The 16,934-nt window shown below is 69.5% G+C and carries 14 protein-coding genes; 6 read left to right on the top strand and 8 right to left on the bottom strand.

What is annotated here, in order from left to right; all coding sequences use genetic code 11:
- The first annotated feature begins 34 nt into the window (after positions 1 to 34).
- Positions 35 to 1,471, top strand: a complete 1,437-nt coding sequence (locus tag KEG57_RS38890; RefSeq protein ID WP_272427046.1) for a cytochrome P450 — start codon at positions 35 to 37, stop codon at positions 1,469 to 1,471.
- A 230-nt stretch (positions 1,472 to 1,701) separates the two neighbouring features.
- Positions 1,702 to 3,123 carry a proteinase inhibitor gene (locus KEG57_RS38895; RefSeq protein ID WP_272427047.1) on the top strand — a complete coding sequence of 474 codons (1,422 nt, stop codon included), beginning with the start codon at positions 1,702 to 1,704 and terminating at the stop codon, positions 3,121 to 3,123.
- A gap of 354 nt (positions 3,124 to 3,477) precedes the next feature.
- Here KEG57_RS38895 and KEG57_RS38900 read toward each other — a convergent pair whose 3' ends face one another.
- Positions 3,478 to 3,906 (bottom strand): hypothetical protein, encoded by a 429-nt coding sequence (locus tag KEG57_RS38900; protein WP_272422283.1) that lies wholly within the window; start codon positions 3,904 to 3,906, stop codon positions 3,478 to 3,480.
- Positions 3,907 to 4,228: 322 nt separating this feature from the next.
- Between KEG57_RS38900 and KEG57_RS38905 the strand changes: the two genes are divergently transcribed.
- On the top strand, positions 4,229 to 5,164 hold the full coding sequence (locus tag KEG57_RS38905; protein ID WP_272422284.1) for an alpha/beta fold hydrolase: 936 nt from the start codon (positions 4,229 to 4,231) through the stop codon (positions 5,162 to 5,164).
- Here KEG57_RS38905 and mtnC read toward each other — a convergent pair whose 3' ends face one another.
- The 4 genes from mtnC to KEG57_RS38925 all read right to left on the bottom strand — a co-directional run bounded on the left by mtnC (position 5,165) and on the right by KEG57_RS38925 (position 8,575).
- On the bottom strand, positions 5,165 to 5,863 hold the full coding sequence (gene mtnC / locus KEG57_RS38910; RefSeq protein WP_272422285.1) for an acireductone synthase: 699 nt from the start codon (positions 5,861 to 5,863) through the stop codon (positions 5,165 to 5,167).
- Entirely contained in the window at positions 5,857 to 6,441 is a 585-nt protein-coding gene (locus KEG57_RS38915) for a 1,2-dihydroxy-3-keto-5-methylthiopentene dioxygenase (protein ID WP_272422286.1), read from the bottom strand. The genes mtnC and KEG57_RS38915 overlap by 7 nt, the downstream gene beginning before the upstream one ends.
- A gap of 50 nt (positions 6,442 to 6,491) precedes the next feature.
- Positions 6,492 to 7,781, bottom strand: a complete 1,290-nt coding sequence (locus KEG57_RS38920; protein WP_272422287.1) for a porin — start codon at positions 7,779 to 7,781, stop codon at positions 6,492 to 6,494.
- Between the two features lie 179 nt (positions 7,782 to 7,960).
- Positions 7,961 to 8,575 carry a methylthioribulose 1-phosphate dehydratase gene (locus KEG57_RS38925; RefSeq protein WP_272422288.1) on the bottom strand — a complete coding sequence of 205 codons (615 nt, stop codon included), beginning with the start codon at positions 8,573 to 8,575 and terminating at the stop codon, positions 7,961 to 7,963.
- A 944-nt stretch (positions 8,576 to 9,519) separates the two neighbouring features.
- Between KEG57_RS38925 and KEG57_RS38930 the strand changes: the two genes are divergently transcribed.
- A complete protein-coding gene (locus tag KEG57_RS38930) occupies positions 9,520 to 9,771 on the top strand; it encodes a hypothetical protein (RefSeq protein ID WP_272422289.1) in 252 nt (83 codons plus the stop codon).
- Here the strand turns inward: KEG57_RS38930 and KEG57_RS38935 are convergent.
- Positions 9,768 to 10,391, bottom strand: a complete 624-nt coding sequence (locus tag KEG57_RS38935; protein WP_272422290.1) for a hypothetical protein — start codon at positions 10,389 to 10,391, stop codon at positions 9,768 to 9,770. The genes KEG57_RS38930 and KEG57_RS38935 overlap by 4 nt on opposite strands.
- A gap of 153 nt (positions 10,392 to 10,544) precedes the next feature.
- Between KEG57_RS38935 and KEG57_RS38940 the strand changes: the two genes are divergently transcribed.
- Together KEG57_RS38940 and KEG57_RS38945 are read left to right on the top strand one after the other, a co-directional pair.
- A complete protein-coding gene (locus tag KEG57_RS38940) occupies positions 10,545 to 13,313 on the top strand; it encodes a serine/threonine-protein kinase (RefSeq protein WP_272422291.1) in 2,769 nt (922 codons plus the stop codon).
- Positions 13,314 to 13,315: 2 nt separating this feature from the next.
- A complete protein-coding gene (locus KEG57_RS38945) occupies positions 13,316 to 14,677 on the top strand; it encodes a tetratricopeptide repeat protein (RefSeq protein ID WP_272422292.1) in 1,362 nt (453 codons plus the stop codon).
- On the opposite strand, the gene KEG57_RS38950 is transcribed toward KEG57_RS38945, so the two are convergent.
- Both KEG57_RS38950 and KEG57_RS38955 read right to left on the bottom strand, forming a co-directional pair.
- Positions 14,655 to 15,332, bottom strand: coding sequence for a hypothetical protein (locus KEG57_RS38950; RefSeq protein WP_272422293.1), 678 nt, complete (start codon positions 15,330 to 15,332; stop codon positions 14,655 to 14,657). The genes KEG57_RS38945 and KEG57_RS38950 overlap by 23 nt on opposite strands.
- A 9-nt stretch (positions 15,333 to 15,341) precedes the next feature.
- The gene (locus tag KEG57_RS38955; RefSeq protein ID WP_272422294.1) at positions 15,342 to 16,754 is read right to left on the bottom strand and encodes a sigma 54-interacting transcriptional regulator; all 1,413 of its coding nucleotides are present in this window, start codon (positions 16,752 to 16,754) and stop codon (positions 15,342 to 15,344) included.
- Positions 16,755 to 16,934: the final 180 nt, after the last annotated feature.

Consider the following 16,934-nt stretch of genomic DNA (forward strand, 5'->3'; position numbering starts at 1 on the left):
GCCGTGCGGCCGGCGATCTGTGTTATCGAGGGGCATGACCCCGACGGCGATCCCCACGGCCCCCGGCGAGAACCTGCTCGGCCATGCCCACCATTTCCAGAGCGACCGGTTGCCCTTCTTCCGGCGCGTCGCCAACACGGGCGACGTCGTCGCGGCCCGGATGCTCCATCGCACCTTCTATTTCGTGAACGGCCCAAAGGCCGCGCACGAGATGCTCGTGGAGAAGGCGCGTAGTTTCGAAAAATCCCCCGGCATCCGCATCCTGCTCCACGATCTCGCGGGCCAGGGCCTCTTCACGAGCGAGGGCGATCTCTGGCGACGCCAGCGCCGCTTGCTCTCGCCGCTCTTCCACCCGACGCAACTCCAGACCTACGTCAGCGCGATGAACGGCGAGGCCCTGCGCGTCCGCGAGCGGCTCCGCGAGGGCGAGCGCACGGATCTCGCCGCCGAGATGACGCGGGTCGCGATGAGCGTCGTTGGCCGCGCCCTCTTCGACGCGCGAACCTTCGACGAGGCCGACGAGCTCGGCGAGGCGCTCACCATCGCGCTCGGCTGGGTGAACAACCACATGGGTCGGCCGTACATGACGCTGCAGATCTCGGCCATCGGGATGACCGAGGTCCTCGATGGAAAACTCCCGCCGTGGCTCGAGGATGTCCGCGTCCGCGCCCGCGCCGCGCTCGATACGCCGATCTTCATGCCCGGCCGGAACGATCCCAAGATCGTGCGCGCGCTCGAGGTCCTCGACAAACGTATTCAGGCCATGATCGACGACCGCCGCGCGAGTCGCGCCGATCGAAATGACCTGCTGACGCGGCTCCTGTATGCGCGCGACGCCGATCTCGGCGGCGAGGGCATGAGCGACAAGCAGATCCGCGACGAAGCGAATACGCTGTTCATCGCGGGGCACGAGACCACGGCGACCGCGCTCGCCTGGTCGTTTTACCTGCTCTCGCGCGACCCCGCCGCGCGGGCGAAGGTGCAGGCCGAGGCCGACGCATTCGGCCCCGAGGGCCCGACCTCGTACGACCCCGAAAAGCTCGCCTACACGACGCGTGTCTTCAAGGAGGCGCTGCGCCTCTATCCGCCGGTCATCGTGCTCCCGCGGCGCTCGCTCGAGCGCGTCGAGCTCGGCGGCCACAGCTTCCCCGAGCGCACCGTCTTTTTCATGAACGTCTACGGCATGCACCACCGGAAGGATTGCTTCGCCGATCCCGAGAGGTTCGATCCGGACCGTTTCACCCCGGAGAACGAGGCGAAACGCCCGAAATCGGCCTGGATCCCGTTCGGCGTGGGGCCGCGCGTGTGCATCGGGAACCATTTCGCGCTGATGGAAGGGCCCGTCGTGCTCGCCACGTTGATGCGTGGTTTGTCCTTCGAGGTCGAGCCGCAAGACGTCGAGCCCGAGACGTTCGCCACGCTCCGCCCGAAAGGCGGCGTCTGGGCGCGAGTTCGCCGCCGCAGCGCTTGACGCCCTCTCCGCCCGCCGCCCCGCCTCCACCCTCCCCTCTGTAGCTCCCCCCTTTCGCCCCGCGCTTCCGGGATGCATACGTATCCTTGCGCACGTTGTCTACACAAAAGTTTCAACAAAGCTTGCACAACACATGAACAAACGATATTCCATAGAACGTTCGCTGCACAAAATAGCGAGCAGGGACACAACTACCCTTCGTTCGAAGGCCAGGTTCAGGAGTACCGACCGTGAAGCAAGAGCTCCTCCGTTCTCCGCACGTGATGCTGGGCGCAGCGCTCCTCGTTTCGTCCCTCGGAGGCCTGGGCGCTTGCCAGAAGGCCGAGGAGGAAGCCGCACCCGCCCCGGAGCCCGCCGCCGTGGCGCCCGGTCGTTGCATCTACACGAGCCCCTTCACCCAGGCCGAGGAGTGCCGCGATTACACCGGCAAGGGCTGGTCCGCCGAGACCGCCGAGGCCGATTGCAAGGCGCTCGCGAATTCCACCTTCACGAAAGCCGAAGCTTGCGCCTATCCAAAGACGCTCGGCCGATGCGTGCTCGACGGCGGAAAGGACGACGAATACAGCATCGTCTTCCCCGGCGAAGACGCAGCCCAGTGCGCCTCGACCCAGCGCGGCTGCGAGCTCTTCGGCGGCGGCAAGTTCCTGCCCGACGCATGTGAAGGCGTGATCGACGAGCCAGGCAATCCCGATCCGGAAGGATCGGTCTTCCAGTGGCCCACGCAGGTCTGTGTGGACCCGAAAGCCGGCGAGCCCGCGGGTGAGAACGGCGGCAAGGTCTGCACGTTCGGCGCGATCTCGGGCTGTACCGAGCCCGGCCGCGCGTTCACCGATTACGCGTCCTGCGAGCCGGTCCTCACGCAGCGCCCCTACTGGCCCGCCCCGCCCTCCGATTTCAAGACCCCCGACGACGATCCGCGTCTCTCGGACCCGCAATGGCTCGGCGAGCTAGCCTGGGTGACGGAGCAGGTGGAGGCATGCGGCTGCGTGTGTTGCCACTCGGAGAAGGCCGCGCCCGCGGAGGGTCCGTCGAACTGGTACATCGAGGCCGGCCCGATCTGGACCGACAGCTTCTATCCGACGGGCCTCGCACTCGCCGCCGGCTGGGTCTCCTCAGCCGCACTCGGCGCCTATCCGCCGGACGAGAACAACGGGTTTTCCCGCGACGTCGCCGGCCTTCCGACCACGGACCCGGCACGAATGGTCGCTTTCTTCGAGGGCGAGCTCCTCCGGCGCGGATTCAAGAAGGAAGATTTTGCGAGCGAAACGCCCTTCGGCGGGCCGCTGTACGAGCAGAGTCTTTACGTGCCGAGCGATTGTGATGCCGGCCAGGGCGTGGACGCCGCCGGCAAGATCACGTGGACCGGCGGGGACGCCCGTTACGTTTACATTTTATCAGCGGACGCGAAGAACCCAGGCGCGCCGCCGAACCTCGACCTGCCCGAGGGGACGCTCTGGCGGCTCGACGTTCCATGGTCCGCCGCGCCTGTGAAGAGCGGTATCACCTACGGCGAAATCCTGCCGAATACAAAGCAGGGCCATCCCGCAGAGGGGAGCCCAGAAAAGCTCGTCCCGGGCACGAAATACTATCTGTACGTGTGGGCAGACGTCGGCATCCCGATCACGCGGTGCCTGTTCAACGTCCCGCTTTGACGCGCGGCGCGGAGCGGAGCGGGGCGTTGCCCCGCACCCCAGCAGGGGGCTGTCCGCCCCCTGCACCCCGGACCAGGCACGGCCTGGACCGAGGGCGGATAACCCGCGCGATGCGCGGTTTATCCGACGGGCCCGGGGCAAGACCACGAGCGGCGTTGCCAGCCGAGACGAGTAGACACACCAGCGCTGCGGTTTTGACTGGCGGGATCGTCGCCGGTCTTGACTCGGCCTGTTCGATGAACTGCGCATCGCGCAGTTCATCGACCCCGGGTCCAGCGCTTGCGCTGGTCCGGGTCCAGGGGTGGATAACCCCTGGTCGGGGTCCGGGGTGAAACCCCGGCGCTACGCTACGGGTTACGCCCGGACAACCTCGATGACGACCGGCGGGCGGGGGCGCGCTGCATTGCGCTGCCCGGTCTTCGCTTCGTGCCACGCTTCGAGCGCGCGCACTGCGTTCTTCGGCCCGACCGAGTCCACGAAGGCGCGCGCCGCGCCGAATGCTGACCAATCGCGCTCCCGGTGCGTCACGGCGTAGGGGCCTCGGTCATCGAGCCCGCCCTCGTCGAACGCCTGGAACACCTCGATCATCCGGCCGTCACGAACGCTCTTGCATCCGAACTTTGCGAGTTCCTCGCCGGTCGGCAAAGGCCCCACGAGATATGTCTCCGTGACGAGCGTCGCGCCACAGAGAATTGCCCCCGATACCTTCGAGATGGCGTCGAGCCATGCCGCCGAGGCGGCTGCCATCTCGTCCTCTTCGCCGCCCCCTTCGAGCTCTGCCACGAGTGCCTCGAGGTCGTCCCGCTCGATCCGGCCCCACCGCCGTACCCACTTCTCACGACCGCGGCGGGGCTTACGTTGACCATCGGTCGGATCGGCTGATTTGGATCGCATCGCGGGGTCTACCTGCTCCTCTGCACGATCCGAGCCCCCGGGGTCGGGGCGAAAGCGCCACACGGGGACGAGCTCGGAAGATCGGGCGGGCGAGCCTCTAGCGGGAATTTTTGACCACCGCAAGTGTTCTTTCACGGACGGGACCTTCTCGCCCGGGACACACTCGTTCTTCCCATCCGCCCGGGACCATGTGTAGAACGGCCGCCGCCCGATGCGTACCTCCTCGTTCGAATGGATCGCCGATGACGGCAAGCCGATCTTCGTGCACGTCTTCTCCCCCGACGAGGGCATGCGAGCCCTGGGCGTCGTCCACGTGTCGCACGGCATGAGCGAGCACGGCGCCCGCTACACGCGCCTCGCCGAGGCCTTCACCACGCGCGGCCTCGTCGTCGAGGCCCACGACCACCGCGGCCACGGGCGCACCGCCAAGTCCGGCGACGAGCTCGGCTACTTCGGCCCGGGCGACGGCTTCGGCCGCGTCGTTGCGGACCTGCGAGGCCTCCTCGCGCGCGCCCGCACCGCCTACGCGGGCCTTCCGCAGGCGCTGCTTGGCCATTCGATGGGCTCGCTCATCGCGCAGGGCGTCCTGCCCGAGGAGGGCAAGAAGCTCGCCGCCGTGATCCTTTCGGGGACCAACGGACCGCCGAGCATGATGGCGCGCGCGGGCGTGCTCGTGGCGAAGGCCGAGCGCGCGCGGCTCGGCGAGCGCGGCAAGAGCGCGGTGATCCAGGGGATGTCGTTCGACGCGTGGAACCGCACCTTCAGCCCGAACCGCACGCCCTACGACTGGCTGTCGCGCGACGCGGCCGAGGTCGACAAGTACGTCGCCGACACGCTGTGCGGCTTCCCGGCGACCACGACGTTATGGGTGCAGCTCCTCGGCGCGATGCCCTCGCTCGCGCACCCGGACGCTCTCGCGCGGATCCGGAAGGACCTGCCGGTGTTCGTGGTCGCGGGCTCGGAGGATCCGGTCCACGAGCGGACGAAGAACCTGCGCGGGCTGCTCGACGCGTACGCGAAGGCGGGTCTTTCCGATGTGACGTACCGCGTCTACCCGGGCGCGCGTCACGAGCTGTTCAACGAGACGAATCGGGACGAGGTGACCCGCGACGCTGCGGAGTGGCTCGCCCGCAAGCTCGCCCGGTAGTCAGCGCACGAGCACCGCGTCCCCCTCGATCACGATGTCGTCGAAGGACCGCGCGGTCGGGTGATCCGCGAAAGGCGAAGCGCCGTCCCGCGCGAGCCCGACGCGGAGCAGGCCGGCGGCGCGCGCGGCGTCGAGCTCGGCCTTCACGTCCGACAGGAAGAGCACCTCGTGTGGTGGGGCGTCGAGCGCGGCCGCGATGCGCGCGTAGGACGCGGGATCGGCCTTCTTGCCGGTCGTCGTGTCGAACCAGCCGTCGAAGAGGCCTGAAAGATCCCCCTCGATCGTGTGCCCGAAGAGGAGCCTCTGCGCGAGGACCGACCCGGACGAGAACACCGAAAGCCCGATCCCGCGCGCCTTCCACCGCGCGAGCGCGCCGGGGACGTCCGGGTACACGTGCGATCGATACGCCCCCGCGTGATAACCTTCCTCCCAGATCATGCCCTGGATCGCCTTGAGCGACGTCGCCTTGCGATCCTCGTCGATCCACCGGAGCCAGAGCGCGACCACGGCTTCGTCGGACAGGTCCGGTTGCCCCGCCTCCGCCCGCGCCGCATCGAGCGCCGAGGTGACGCGCGCCTCGCCGAGGTGCGTCCGGACGAACGCCGGGAGCGCCCTTCGCGCGTGAACGAAGAGCGTGTCCGTCACGAAGGCGATCGACGTGGTGGTGCCCTCGATGTCCGTGACGATGCGCCTCACCACGGCGCGCCTCGCTCGAGGGTGTCGGCGTCGGGGAAACGCCGCGCGATCTCGTCGCCCGTGAAGTTTCCGATCCAGCCCGCGGGCGTGCCGAAGAAACGAATCGCGCAGAAGTCGGGCTGCGTGCCCATGTCGAACCAGTGCCGCGTGCCGGCGGGGACCGAGATCAGATCGCCCCGCTCGCAACGCACCGCGAGCACCTGCCCGGCGAGGCGCAGGTAAAACACGCCGGCGCCGTGCACGAAGAAGCGGACCTCGTCCTCGTCGTGCGTGTGCTCCTCGAGGAACTTTCCGCGCGCTGCCCGAGCCTTCTCGGCCGAGCTCGGATCGTTCGGCGCCGGCGAGAGGCGGGCGACGTCGACCGAAGGATAACCGCCCTCGCGGCAGAGTGTTTCGATGGGCTCGCGGTAGGCCGCGAGGATCTCCTCCGCGGTGGCGGAGGGCGTGAACGAAAAGGAAGCCTCCCAGGCCTCGAAGCGGACGCCCACGTCGCGCAGGATCGCCGCGATCTCGGCGTGGTCCTGCGAGGCGCGGACGAGCGCTCCGGGAGCGTTTTCCCGAAAAACGTGGATCGAGCTCACCCCTGGAGGATCGACCCAAACCGATCCTCGCTGCAAGCCCGTTCACGCGCTCAGTAATTCACCTGAATCTGCAAGCGAACGAGACGCCCGCTCTCCTGCGGGTAAGGCGGCTCGGGGTAGGTGCGCTCGGCGATCGTGTAGGCGGCCGTGGCCTCGACGGCCGGGATGGGCTGCCACTCGAGGCCCATTTCCAGCTCGCGGACCTTGTAATGGGGCGCGTTCGTCTCGAACTTGCGTCCGCCGTCGTAGAGCACGCCGCGCACGTAGGGCAGGAAGCTTCCGATCTTGGCTATGGCCATGACGTACCCGCCGTGGAGCGGCCGCTCGACGACGCGATCGCCCACGAGCTCCGGCCCGCGGCCGATGTTGTATTCAGCCTGCAGGCCGATCGGCTGCGGATACAGGACGAACGAGGCGTGGGCGCGGATGTCGCGGATCTCGTCGGGCGCCGTGACGTCGTCCGAGGTCTTCACGACGAACTTGCCGGCATAGCCACCGGCGCCGATCTCCACGATCTGCTTGCCGATCTGAAACGGCCAGGTGACACGACCGACGACGTGCGGCGTGTCGTTCCGCTCCTTCTGGTTCGCGGTCTGGCCATTGTAGACGCCGAGCGCGACGACGCCGTAATCACCCGAGCCCTTGAGCCCGTCGTCGACGAGCGACTTGAACCGCTTGCGAATGCGCTCGGGCGCCCAGTAGAAGAAGAGGCCGAGATCCCGCTCGTCCTTGACCGCGCTGTTCAATGCGTCCGAGCGATCGAACGGCGCGCGGTTCTGGCTCGACTGCATGTTCTCGAAGCCGTACGGCACCTTCGACTGCCCGACGCGGAAGCGGAATTCTTTTTTCTTGTCGAGGGCGATGTCCGCGTACCAGTCGCGCAGCGTGGGGACGTGGTACTGGTCGGAGACGACGCTCGCGAAATCGGGCTGGATGTACACGAAGACGCGCTCGTGCACGTCGCCCTGCAGGATCAGGCGGGCGCGGCGGATCAAGAAGCCGCCGTCCTTGCCGATCGAGCGGTCGCCCTGGGTGTTGACGAGCCGCTCGTTCGTCACGCCGAGCTGGTTGTACCGGACCTGCGAGTAGCCGCGGATCTTGATCTTGTCGTACCAGTGCTGCGAAGCCTTGCCCGCGCTCTCGCCGGGCTTCGGCTTTTCGGACTTGGCCGCGGGCTTCGGCGCGGGTTTGACCGCGGCGGGCTCCGCGGGCGGGATCGTGGCCAGCGCGATCTCCGATCGGGGCGCGGCGGGGACATCCGCCGCGGCGACACGCGGGAGCAGAGGAAGACAAAAAACCGCGCCGAAGACCGAACGCGCGGCCAGACGTGCGAGCGACATGGGAAGGATTCCGGGGGCGTCCCGGCCTTTCTCGTGTGCGCTCCACGCTAGGCGACTCGCGTGACGAACTCGTTACGACTCGGTCGCGACGATGTTACCGTTTCGTTTGCTTCCATTACAGAACTGCGAAGATTCCATGACGGAAAGAGACGGCGCGCCGGGAGAACGGCGAGGCGCGCTCACCGCTTGCCGTGCAGGACGCACTCGAGGAGGAACTCGATCGCCTCCACGTGCCGCGCCGCCTCGGTCGGCGTATCGCCCCACGTGTAGAGTCCATGCCCCGCGAGGAGGTAGCCGTAGACGCAGTCGTCGCCGCCGAGCTCCGCGTCGACCTGCGCGGCGAGGCGCGGGACGTCCTGATCGTTCGGGAAAATGGGCAGGCGGATCGAGGTCTCGTGCGTGTTCACGCCGACGAGGGCCTTGAGCATCTCGAAGCCGGAGAGGACGACGTACCCCTCCGCGACGAGCGCGCGTGACAGGACGGTGGCAGCGACAGAGTGCGTGTGCGCGACGGCCGTCACGCGCGCGCGGCGCCGGTAAATCTGCGCGTGGAGCGGCGTTTCGGCCGAGGGACGGCCCTCGGTGAGGGCGTTTCCTTCGAGGTCGACGACGAGCAGGTCCTCGGCCCGAAGCGCGCCCTTGTCGAGGCCACTCTTCGTGATGACGAAGCGATGCGCGTCGAGGCGGACCGAAAAATTACCGCTCGTCGCCAGGGCCCAGCCTCGCGCATGGCAACGACTCGCGAGCGAGAGCAAGGTGGCCGCAGCGGACTCGGGGAGGCGATGTTCCTGCACGCTCGACCCTACCCGGCCGGGGCAACGCGAGCAAGCCCTGGCATGCCCGGCGCCGGGGAGCTCCTCGCTTGTCAATCCCGGTCGACTTTGCTGGCCTCGCTGCGTCCACGCAGAGATTTCCACAGGAATGGGGCGGCCCCCGGTCGCTCGGCCGCTCTTGCCGATTTCCACGCTCGAAGCCCTCCCAAAGCGTCGCATTCCGTGGCTCGCCGCGTTGTTCCTCGGGATCTCCCTCGCCGGTGTCCACCTCGATTCGCCGACGATGGACGAGCCGGTCCACCTCGTGCGGGGCCTGTTGTACGGGTGGATCGGCGACACGAGGCATCGAATACGAGCACTTCCGCTGCGGCGAGCGCCCCGGCCCCGGCGTCGCTCCTCCCCCCTCCCCCGCCGAGCCTGAGCATTGGTCTCATCGCGAGGCGTCGCGCCGGGGCGCTGCCCCGGGCCCCGCGGGGGCTGTTCGCCCCTCGACCCGAACCAGGGCAAGCCCTGGACCGTTCGTGGAAGAACTGCGCGAAGCGCAGTTCTTCCAACAGGCTGCTGGCAAGACCATGGAGGTGCGTTCCACGCCGGCGACGGGCACGTTGCCGTTGAATCGTCAGCGCCGCAGTCTTGATGGGCAGGGTCGTCGTTGGTCTTGACCTGGCCTGTTCGATGAACTGCGCATCGCGCAGTTCATCGACCCCGGGTCCAGCGCTTGCGCAGGCCCCGGGTCCAGGGGCGGATAGCCCCGGTGGGGCCTGGGGCAACGCCCCAGCGAAGCGGCTCCCAGATGAGACCCATGCTCAGCCCGCCGAGCAGCGCCTCCCGACGACGAGGACTGAATCAGCAAGCGTCCGCACGAGATCGCTTGACAGGTCGACCTTGGCCCTGTATCGATATTGAACATCACTTTCATTTTCAACGAGCACCGACACCCGAGCCCAGACCCCAGGAGCACGACCATGTCTTGTCCCGCGAAGGCCTCTCCTTGCGCCCCCGTGACGCTCTCGCGCGGTCCCGTCGCCCGCGTCGACCACTGCCCGCAGTGCAACGTGATCTCGATCCACCTCGGCGCGACCTCGATCCGGCTCGAACCCGCGGCCTACGAGGCGCTCTGGGGCACGCTCTCCCACGCGCTGCGCGTGCTGCGCGGCCTCACCGAGGCGCCCGAAGCCGCGCCGACGATGTGGACGTCGTCCGGCGGAAGCGCCTAGAAACCTAGGTCGTCCGACATCCGCCGGCCCGTGGGCTTCACGGGCGGCGATGCCGGCGCGGTCGGCTTGCGCTGCCCGGCCCACGGGTCTTCAAGCTCCAAGCTCCGGGTCGGAGCCACAGGGGGCGAAGGCGGCGGAATCGACGGAGAAGCCGGAGCGGCCCCCTCCACCGCTTCGAGCTTCGTCCGCCCGTTCTTCACCGTCGCCTTGATCTGACCCGCGTCGATCATCGCCTGCGCCCGCGCCACGATCGTCTGCGGCGACTCGGCTGCCGCGCGCGCGCGCTCGCGCTCGATCCCCGCCCGCTCGAGCCGCTCGAGGTTCTGCGCGACCTCGTCCTGCCTGCGCGAGACCAACTCCGCCTTCGCCGCGGCCTCGCGCCCGACCTCGCCGATGACGCCCGCGAGGTAGGAGAGCTGCTGCCCGACGTACATCTGCCGCCCCTCGAGCGCCGCGAGCCGCGCCTCGGTCGCGCGCGTCTCGGCCTTGAGCTTCTGCACCTCGGCGAGCGCCATGTCGCCCGCGGTGTTCTCCACACACCCGACACACGCGAACGAGAGCGCCCCCGCGAAGGGCACGAGGAGGCGAACGAGGATCGCAGAGTGGTGCTTCGAGGACATCGGCGACGTGATGCTAACCCGCCCCGAGCATGCAAGGAAAGGCTTCGTGCTGGCTCGCTCACGGCCCTTCCCTTTACGCCTCGACGCGGGTCGGGCATCCTCGGGGCCGGCGCGCTCCGTGGATGCACCCCGCGGCGCTCGTCACGAAGACCCTTGGAGACCCTCGACCCGGCCCTTTCGAGCCTGATCACGCGCCCCCCGGAGCAGAGGCGCATCGGCCCCTTCGTCCTCGTCGAGCAGCTCGGCGCGGGCGGATACGCGCCGGTCTGGCTCGCGCGCGAGACCTACGGCAAGGCCGAGCTGCGCACGGCGGCCGTCAAGCTGTTCTCGCTCGACGTGAACGCGAACGATCGGAGCCGCATCCTCGAAGAGGCGCGCGCGCTCTGCCGCGTCGAGCACCCGAACGTGGTGCGCTTCTACGCGCTCGCCGTCGACGAAGCGGCCGGGGTCATGGGCCTCGCGATGGAGCATGTCGCCGGGCGATCGCTGGAAGACCGGATCGAGGCCGAAGGAAAGCTCTCCGTCGACGAGACGCTGCGCGTCGGCGTGGCCATCGCCTCCGCGCTCGCCGCGGTGCACGGTGCAGGCCTCGTGCACCGCGACGTCAAGCCGAGCAACATCGTCGAGGAGGCCGGCGGCGCGTACAAGCTCATCGATTTCGGCATCGCGTCGGCGTCCTCGACCCCGGCCGCCGTCGAGGACGTGATCCCGGCCGGGCCGGACAGTGGCATGACGCCACGCGCGCTCGCCGCGACCGCGCGGATCTCGGGCCGCATCACGGGCACGTACGGCTACATCGATCCCGCGGTCTTCGGCGCGGGCGCGCCGCCCTCGGCCGCGAGTGATCTCTACGCGCTCGGCGTCACGCTGCATCGTTGCCTCTCGGGCGCGCTGCCCGCCGAGCGCATCGGCGACGAAGGCGCGCTCGATCCCGGCGTGCTCACGGGGTACACGCGACCTCTGCCGCTCGCCGCGCGCATCGAGGGCGTCCCCCGCGCGCTCGCCGCGCTCATTGATCACCTGCTCTCGCCGCGCCCCGAAGACAGGCCTCCGCGGGCCTCGTGGGTCGCGCACCACTTCGAGCAGATCCGTCGCGATCTCGCGGGCCGCGCGCGCGTCCTGCCCGACGAGGACGAAGGCCCGTTCCGGGGCCTTCGCCGCTTCGAAGCGCGCGATCGCGACGTCTTCTTCGGCCGCACGCCCGAGGTCGCGGCGGCGATCGAGCTCTGCCGCGGCCGCGGGCTCGTCGCGCTGGTCGGCCCCTCGGGCAGTGGGAAATCCAGCCTCGCGCGCGCGGGCATCTTGCCGGCGCTCGCCGAGGGCGGGATCGTGGGTTGGCCCGAGGTGTGGGACACGGCCATCGCCGAGCCTGGCCGTGATCCGCGCGCCGCGATCGCCGCCGCGCTCGCGCCGTTCCTCCCGAACGCCGCCACGCTCGCGCCGGGCCCGCTCTGCGAGGCCATGGCTCGGCGCGCGAGCGAGGAGGAGCGGGGCATCGTCCTCTTCGTCGATCAACTCGAAGAACTCGTCACCACCTCCTCGGGCGAGAGCCGCGAAGAAGCGGCGGCCCTGCTCGTGCGCATCGGCACGCAGCCCTTGCCCGGCGTGCGCGCGATCGTCGCGGCGCGGAGTGATCTCTTGCATCTGCTCCTCGCGATGGGGGATCTCGGCAACACGATGGCCCGAGGCCTTTGCCGCGTGGAGCCGCTCTCGCCGACGTACTGGCGCGACAGCGTCGAGCGCGCGCTCGCGTCGTACGGCTACGCGCTCGAGGACGCCGCGCTCGCGGAGGAGCTCTTCGCGGGGATCGACGCGACGGCGGGCGCGATGCCGCTCGTCGAGTTCGCGCTGACCGAGCTCTGGAACGCGCGCGACAAGGGAAAGAAGCTGCTCTTGCGCTCGGCGCTCACGGCCGTGGGCGGCGTCGAGGGCGCGCTCGAGCGGCATGCCGAGGCGGTGCTCGCGTCGATGGAGCAGGCCGAGGAGGGCTCGATCGAGGCGGCGCGCGCCGTCTTGCTCGCGCTCACGACGGCCGAGGGAACGCGGCGTGTGATGAGCGTGGACGAGCTCGCGGCGATCGCGGGGACGCGGGCGCGCCGCGTGATCGAAGCGCTCGGCGAGGCGCGGCTCGTCGTGCCGGCCGAGGGGCCCGGGGCCTCGGTCACGCTCGCGCACGAGGCGCTCCTCTCGCGCTGGGGGCGGCTCGCGTCGTGGATCGCCGAGGCGAAGGGCGATCGGATGCTCGCCGAGGAGATCGAGCATGACGCCGCGCGGTTCGCCCGCGACGCGGAGAGCGCCACGCTCTGGCGAGGGCGAAGGCTCGAGTTCGCGAAGGAGCTCCAGCGGACGAACACGGTCCGGTTGTCGGCGGCGGCCGAGCGGTTCATCCAGGCGAGCGTGCGCGTCTCGCGGCGCGGCAGGGTGCTCGCGGCGACCGCGGGGGCGATCGTCGCGGCGTCGATCGTCGTCGGCGGGCTCGGGTACGTGCGGGCGGTGCGCGCGGAGGAGCGGGCTGCTCAGGAAAAACTCGAGCGCGAGCAGATGGAGCGCGCCGAGGCCGAGCGGAACGACAAGGAAAAGGCAAAACTCCTGGAAGAGGTCCGCGCGACGGCGGCGCTGAACAAGGACCTCGAAGAGCGCATCCAGAAGACGCTCTCCGGGCCCACGCAGCCCGACCCGCAGGCCGCCACGTCCCCGTCCACGAACCCCGCGTCCCAGCCCGTCCTCGCGAACGTGGCGCAGGGCGGAAGCCCGATCCCGAAGCCGGCCTCGCCCACGCCGGCGGCCACGACGTCGACCCCGACGCCGGCGAGCACGTCCGCGCCGGACGCGACCGCGTCGACCCCGACCGGCGCCCCGGTCCCCGCGACCTCGAAGGCGGACGCGAAAGGCCCCGTCACGAAACCGGACGACGAATTCTAGTGATGCGCGCCTCCCGAAACGCCCTCGGAATCGGCCTCGCGATGCTCCTCGGCGCCGCCGCGCTCCTCGCCCCGCGCCCCGCGTCGGCCTGCGGCCCCTACCCGCCGCCGCGCACACTCTCGCCCGCGGACAAGGCCCATGCGCAGAAGCTCTTCCAGGAGGGTCGCGCGCTCGAAGGCGAGGGCAAACTCGAACGCGCGCTCGCCCGCTACCTCGCCTCCCGCGACATCCTCCCGCGCAAATCGAACACGAAAAACGCCGCTGTTTGCCTGGACAAGCTCGGCCGCGCGGCGGAGGCGATCCCGCTTTACGAAGAGGTCCTCGATCGATTCCGCAGCGAGCTCACGCCCGAGGAGCAAAAAGCGCTCATCGACGACGTGCGGCGCCTGCGCGGCCTCGTCGCCACGCTCCACGTCGTCGACGGCGAGGGCGCCCTCTACGTCGACGGACGAGAAATCGGCCCCCTGCCGCGCGAATGCCCACTGTACCTGCCCGCCGGCCGCCACACCGTGCGCGTCAACCGAAGGGCCGTGCTGCTCGATCACGACCTCCCGGCCGGCGAATCGCTGCGCATCGTGGTCGGCGCGGGGCAACCGCCCCCGCCCCCTGCGCGCTCGCAGGGCTGGTTCGCGCAGGCCTTCGGCGGCCCCACGCTTGGCGGCTCCATGGATAGCAATGCCGAGCGCGACGCCCAGAGCGTCTGCACGGACCATTGCCCCTTCGCGAGCGGATTCCTCACCGGCGCGCGCGGCGGCTACATCACGGCGAACAACGTCTCCGTCGAGCTCTTCACCGGCTTCTTCTCCGTCGAATCGACGTTCGAGCGCACGCTCACGCGGGACGTCCCGGTCCCGGACGGGATCTCGACCGTCACGTACACGCTCTCGCACAGGCTCTCCCTGCGCGGCCCGTTCATGGGGCCGGCGGTCGGCTATCGGCTCGACCTCGGGCCGCGGTGGAAGGCCGTCTTCCGCGGATCCCTCGGCCTCGTCGCCGCGCAATCCTCCGATCCGGTGAGCGGCGTCGGCCGCGACGATCGTGGCCATGCCTCGCCGCTCATGTTCACGGGCACGAGCACCGTCCTCCGCTCGGCGCCCACGTTCCTCATGCCGGAGGTCGGTATCGAGGCGAAGTTCGGCGGAATCCGCGTGGGTTTGTCCCTCGGTTACATCCTTTTCCTGGCGCAAGGAAATATCTTCAATGGTCGCGCCTTCGACGCGCAGGCGTCCTGCCCGCCCGCCGGCGACAATGGCGTCGCCTGCGCGCCGGAGACCGTGGCCGACGTGTCCGGGCAAGGGCTGCAGACCGCGCACGGCCTCATGCAGCTCTGGATCCCTCAGCTCACCTTCGGCTTCTTGCCCTGATCGCCGCGGCCATCCCGACGATCACGAACAGCCACGCGCCTCCCCCGTCCTCCTCGCCGCCCCCTGCCGCACACGAATACATCTGCGGCGGGCCGTCCGGCACGAGCGTGGGACCGCAGAATCGTTCCTTTTTGCAGACGAGGCTCGCCGGGCAATCGACATCCGACGAGCAACGCTCGTAGCACTGCGAACGACGGCAGACCCCATCGACGCCGCACGCGGTCCCGTCCCCCTGGCATTGATCGGGGAGCTGCACGCAGAAGCCCTCGCCGCTGCACGTATACGTATGACCGTCCGAAAGCCGCGGATTGCACTCGTCGATCCCAGGGATCCGACTGCACTTGCACTTGCCGCCGTTGCACGACCCACTCGGACAATCCGTGTCCTCTTCGCAATGCGGCGGCGCCGGCAAGCAATCCTTGTCCGGGCAGATGTACCCGCAGTCGCAGAGCTGCGTGGGGTTGTTCTTGCAACGCCGGATCTCGCCCTCGCAGAGCCCGCCGCTGCCGCCCGCCCCACCCGCCGGGGGCGTCTCCGGCCGGAGCGACGCAGGCTCAGGAGCGCCACCCGCGCCGTCCCCATACGCGCCGAGCAGCGCGCCCAAGCTGAGGAGCCCGAGGATCACCCGCTGGGAGAAGCGCCCCCGTTCCGCCATCGCCCCCCCTTACCTCTTCCTCGGCCGCGGCAGATCGTACTCTTCCAGCCGGGACACGAGCGTCCGCCGCGAGATCCCCAGCATCTCGGCCGCGCGCGTCTGGTTGTGGGCGCATTTCTCCAGCGCGTCGAGGATCCGCTGCTTCTCGTCGAGCCGCTTCTGCGCCTCGCTCACGTCGAGCTCCGTGATCCGCTGCGTCGCCATCGGCACCTCCGCAGCGGGCGTCACGGCCCTGCCCGACGGCGGCCCCGACGACCGCGCGATCCGCGGCGGCAGGTGCTCCGGGAGCACGGTGTCGCCCGCGCAGAGCACCGCGGCCCGCTCCATCGCGTTCTTCAGCTCGCGCACGTTGCCCGGGAACGCGTGCCGCTCGAGCAGCTCCCGCGCCTCGTTCGCGATGGAAGGCACGCCCTTGCGCTCGAGCTTCTTCCACGCGTCCTCGAGGAAAAACGCGGCAAGCTGGGTGATCTCCGTCTTCCGCTCGCGCAGCGGCGGCACGACGAAGGTGATCCCGTTCAGCCGGTAGAAGAGGTCCTGCCGGAACGTGCCGCGCAAGGCCTCGGCCTCGAGATCCCGGTTCGTGGCCGCGATGAACCGCACGTCGACAGGCCGCGGCGCGACCGCGCCGATCCGGAGCACCGCGCGATCTTCGAGCACGCGCAGGAGCTTGACCTGCACCGAAGGCGAGAGCTCGCCGATCTCGTCGAGGAGCACGGTGCCGCCGTCAGCCGCTTCAAAAAGCCCCTTCTTGTCCTCGGTCGCGCCGGTGAACGAGCCCTTCTTGTGCCCGAAGAGCTCGCTCTCGAGCAGGGTCTCGCTGAGCGCGGCGCAGTGCACGGCCACGAACGGCTTGCCCCGCCGCGGCGAGGCCTCGTGAATGGCCCGCGCGAGGATCTCCTTGCCGACGCCCGTCTCGCCGAGCAAAAGCACGTTGAACGGCGATCCCGCAGCCCTGCGCGCCTCCTCATGGAGCGCGCGCATGCCAGGATCCGCGACGACGACGTGGCTCGTGGCCCCACGCCGCGCCTCGTCCGTGGCCTTCGGCCCCTCCTCGTGCCGCGCGCGCCGGACGACGGCGATGACGGAGCCAAGGACGATACAATCCCCGAGCTCGACAGCGAACGTCTCGCCGGGCATGCGATGCACGCGGCGGGTCTCGACGGCGCTGCCCTTGTCCTCGCTCTTGCGCACGAACGTGCCGTTCGCGCTGCCCTTGTCCTCGATGCGAAGCGAGGGCCCAACGTGGAGCACAGCATGCCGGCGCGAGACAGACGCATCATCGATACGCACGTCGTTGCCCTCTCCACGCCCGATGGTGACGCTGCCCATCTTCGGCAGGACGGTCGCCGCGGCCTCGTCCCCCGCGGCATACACCACGAGCTCGAGCGTCCCTCGTTGCTCCTGCCGATCCACCTGACCCATCCTGTTCGTGTTCTCCGAAGAAGCAGGCTACGAGAAAACGAAGGCCGGAGGAAGCGGCGCGTCAGCATCGAGAGGCGTCGCGCCGGGGCGCTGCCCCGGACCCCGCGGGGGCTGTTCGCCCCTCGACCCGAACCAGGGCAAGCCCTGGACCATTTGGGGACGAACTGCGCGATGCGCAGT

It is taken from the genome of Polyangium jinanense, from assembly GCF_028435365.1.